Raw genomic sequence first — 247 nt, 5'->3', positions numbered from 1 at the left:
TCGGCGGTGCTGGCGTGGGCCACCACGCCGCGGCCCGTGGAGCGGGCGGTTTGCACCAATCAGGGCGAGTTCTTCCTGCGAAAACGTGGGCGCGGCCGTCGCCGTGCTCGATGGTTCGACGCCGGCCAGCACGGCGCGGCGCATGCCCTCGGCGGTGCTGGCGTGGGCCACCACGCCGCGGCCCGTGGAGCGGGCGGTTTGCACCAATCAGGGCGAGTTCTTCCTGCGAAAACGTGGGCGCGGCCGT

1 protein-coding gene is annotated in these 247 nt (G+C 72.9%); it reads right to left on the bottom strand.

The window, feature by feature from the left end; all coding sequences use genetic code 11:
- The coding region (locus BEN49_RS28700; RefSeq protein WP_193415834.1) for a hypothetical protein at positions 1–204 on the bottom strand (204 nt) is incomplete at its 3' end.
- Positions 205–247 lie beyond the last annotated feature (43 nt).

This window comes from Hymenobacter coccineus (genome assembly GCF_001816125.1).
Lineage (GTDB): Bacteria > Bacteroidota > Bacteroidia > Cytophagales > Hymenobacteraceae > Hymenobacter > Hymenobacter coccineus.
Note: the sequence above shows the minus strand (reverse complement) of the source record. Positions and strands in the feature narration are given on the sequence as shown.